The organism is Kitasatospora putterlickiae, from assembly GCF_039527695.1.
GTDB lineage: Bacteria > Actinomycetota > Actinomycetes > Streptomycetales > Streptomycetaceae > Kitasatospora > Kitasatospora putterlickiae.
Genome location: NZ_BAAAKJ010000132.1, coordinates 4,298 through 6,901 on the forward strand (window position 1 = coordinate 4,298; position 2,604 = coordinate 6,901).

3 protein-coding genes are annotated in these 2,604 nt (G+C 75.9%); 1 reads left to right on the plus strand and 2 read right to left on the minus strand.

The window, feature by feature from the left end; genetic code table 11:
- Positions 1-652 (minus strand): serine hydrolase (locus tag ABD308_RS13975; protein WP_344333340.1); only part of this gene is annotated, 652 nt, incomplete at its 3' end.
- Positions 653-857: 205 nt separating this feature from the next.
- On the opposite strand from ABD308_RS13975, the gene ABD308_RS13980 reads away from it, so the two are divergent.
- Positions 858-2,387: a right-handed parallel beta-helix repeat-containing protein gene (locus tag ABD308_RS13980; protein WP_344333343.1), complete on the plus strand. Its 1,530-nt coding sequence runs from the start codon at positions 858-860 to the stop codon at positions 2,385-2,387.
- Positions 2,388-2,400: 13 nt separating this feature from the next.
- Here ABD308_RS13980 and ABD308_RS13985 read toward each other — a convergent pair.
- The coding region (locus tag ABD308_RS13985; RefSeq protein ID WP_344333346.1) for a hypothetical protein at positions 2,401-2,604 on the minus strand (204 nt) is incomplete at its 5' end.

Sequence of the window (2,604 nt, forward strand, 5' to 3'; positions counted from 1 at the left end):
CGGTGTAGCAGACGGCCAGCAGGTACGGCGGGCAGTCGTCCGGGCGGACCAGGGCGACGCAGTGCCGCACGCCGGGGAACCAGCCGTTCTTGAACGCGACCCTGGTCCCCGGCGGCAGCCCGGCCGCCAGGTCGACCCGGAAGGAGTTCCGTTCCAGCAGCTCCAGCAACTCCGGCTCGTCGTCCAGGGATTGCAGCAGCCGGACCAGGTCGCGGGCGGTCACCAGGTTGTGCACGCCGGTCTCGCGCGCCCGGTAGTCCTCGATCCCGCGCGGGCTGGCGCTGCGGGTGGCCCCGGCCCGCCGCCACGCCTCCTCCACCGCCCCGTGCCCGGCCCGGGCCAGACAGAGGTTGGTGGCGAGGTTGGAGGAGTGGGTGATCATCCGCTCGGTGAGCAGTCCCAGCGGCACGGTGGCGCCCAGCAGCGTCCACGGCACCGGGTCGCTGTCCCAGTCCGGATCATTGGCGAACTCCCCTCCGGCCCGGGAGGCGAAGGTGTTCACGACCTGCACCGGCTCCCGCGGATCCGCGCCGGCCCGGCGCAGCGCGGCCAGCACGGCCACCTTCATCGTGCTCGCCGCGTCGTGCGGCTCGTCCCCGTTCCGTTCGAACACCGGCTCATCGCCCCAGGGGGCCACCACAACTGACAGCATGTCCGCTTCAGTCCCCCCGCGCGCCGCGACCCAAACCGGGTGCGCGCCGGAACGCCCCCCGGCCGGCGGTGCGGGGACGGCGGCCCACCGCCGGTTGAGGCCGCGCGCGGGGCTCGGGAATACTCGTCCAGACCACCCGCATCAGTCCATCGAAACAAGGTTTCTGTCGTTACGTCAGCCCGATGACGCCAGGAGGATCCCACCCATGCCAGCATCCCGTCACGTCGGTCTCGCCCTCGTGATCGCGGGCTCCGCGGTCACCGCGACCGTGCTCCCGTCCACCGCGCACGCCGAGGGCGCCGCGCGATCCGAAAGCGCCGCGCGATCCGATAGCGCCGTGCTCCACGTCGACAACGGCCCCCGCTCGAACTGCTCGGACTCCGGCACCGGCACCCGGGAGCGGCCGTTCTGCACCGTGCAGGCCGCCGCCGACGTGGCCGAGCCCGGGCAGACCGTCCAGCTCGCGCCGGGCCGCCGGTTCCCCGGCCAGGTCACCGTCCGGCGCTCCGGCGAGCCCGGCCGCCCGATCGTCTTCCAGGGCGCCGAGCCGACCGTGCACGCGCCGAACGCCTCCGTGGGGACGCGCCACTGGGCCCGGGGGTCCACGCCCGCTCCGCACGCCTTCGTGTTCGAGGGCGTGCACGACGTCACCGTGACCGGCCTGCGCCTGGACGCCCCGCAGGAGGGCGTGCTCGTGAAGGGCTCCACCCGGATCGCCGTGGACCACAACGACGTGGAGGCGGGCGACCCGGTCCGCGGCGGCGCGCGGGCCTTCCCGGCGGCGGCCCCGAGCGTCCGGATCACCGGGACGGGCTCGAACGTCACGGTGAGCCGCAACCGGATCTCCGCCGCGCCGGTGAGCGGCGTCGCGGTCGACGCCGGGACCACCGGCGTGGTCGTCACCACCAATCTGATCACCGGCGGCGCCGGCCGGGGCGTGCTGGTCACCGACGCGCCCGGCACGATCGTGGTGGCCAACACCTTCGGGCGGAACTGCGGGAGCGACCTGGAGTTCGCCGGGGTCTCCATCGGGTCGGTGGCCGAGAACAACATCCTGGCCAAGCGCCCGGCCCCGCGCTGCGGCGGCACCGCGCCCACCGCGATCCCGCTGGTGGTGTCGGCCGGATCGATCCGGAGCACCCGGGTCGACTACAACACCATCGTGCCGTGGGGGCCGTACGCCTACTCCTGGGGCGACACCCCGTTCGCCACCCCCGAGGCCTTCCGGGCCGTCGGCCAGGGCGCGAGCGACAACGCCGTCGACCCGGGATTCCCCGCCGACCGCGAGGACTACACCCCGACCGCCGCGACGGGCCTGACGGACGCCGCCGACCCGACCGCCTTCGGCACCCTGGCCACCGACCTCCTCGGCGCCGAGCAGGCCGACCACCCGCGCTTCGCCGGCACCACCGCCTGGGGCTACCGGGACCGCGGCGCCATCGAACTCCAGGACCCGCTGGCCGTCCGGCTGAGCGCCCGCCACCGCCCCCGGACGGGCCACCCGCTCAACGCGCGGTTCACGGTCGGGTACACGGCCGGCTGGGTGCCGGGCACCGCGACGCTGGACTTCGGGGACGGCAGCGCGCCGCGCGCGGTCGACCCCGGGTACGGGTTCGTCGACCACGACTACCCCGCCGCCGGAACCTACACGGCGACGCTCACCGCGGGCGGCCCGGCCGGCCCGGTCCGCACCTCCACCGCCCAGGTCACCGTCGGCCGCGCGCACAACGGGTAGCCGGCGCGGCCCGTCACGGCCGGCGGGCGTTGCGGTACGGGTGGCGGTGCGCGCGCGGCAGGCCGTGCGGGCGCGGCTGGCGGGGGCGTTCCGGGGCGAGCCGGGCGGCCGGCAGGCGGGAGGTGTCCAGCGGGCCGACCGGCTCGGCGTCCTCGGCGAGCGCCGCGAGGTAGTGCTCCCTGGGCCGGGGGGCGGCGCCGAGCGAGCGCACGTGCGG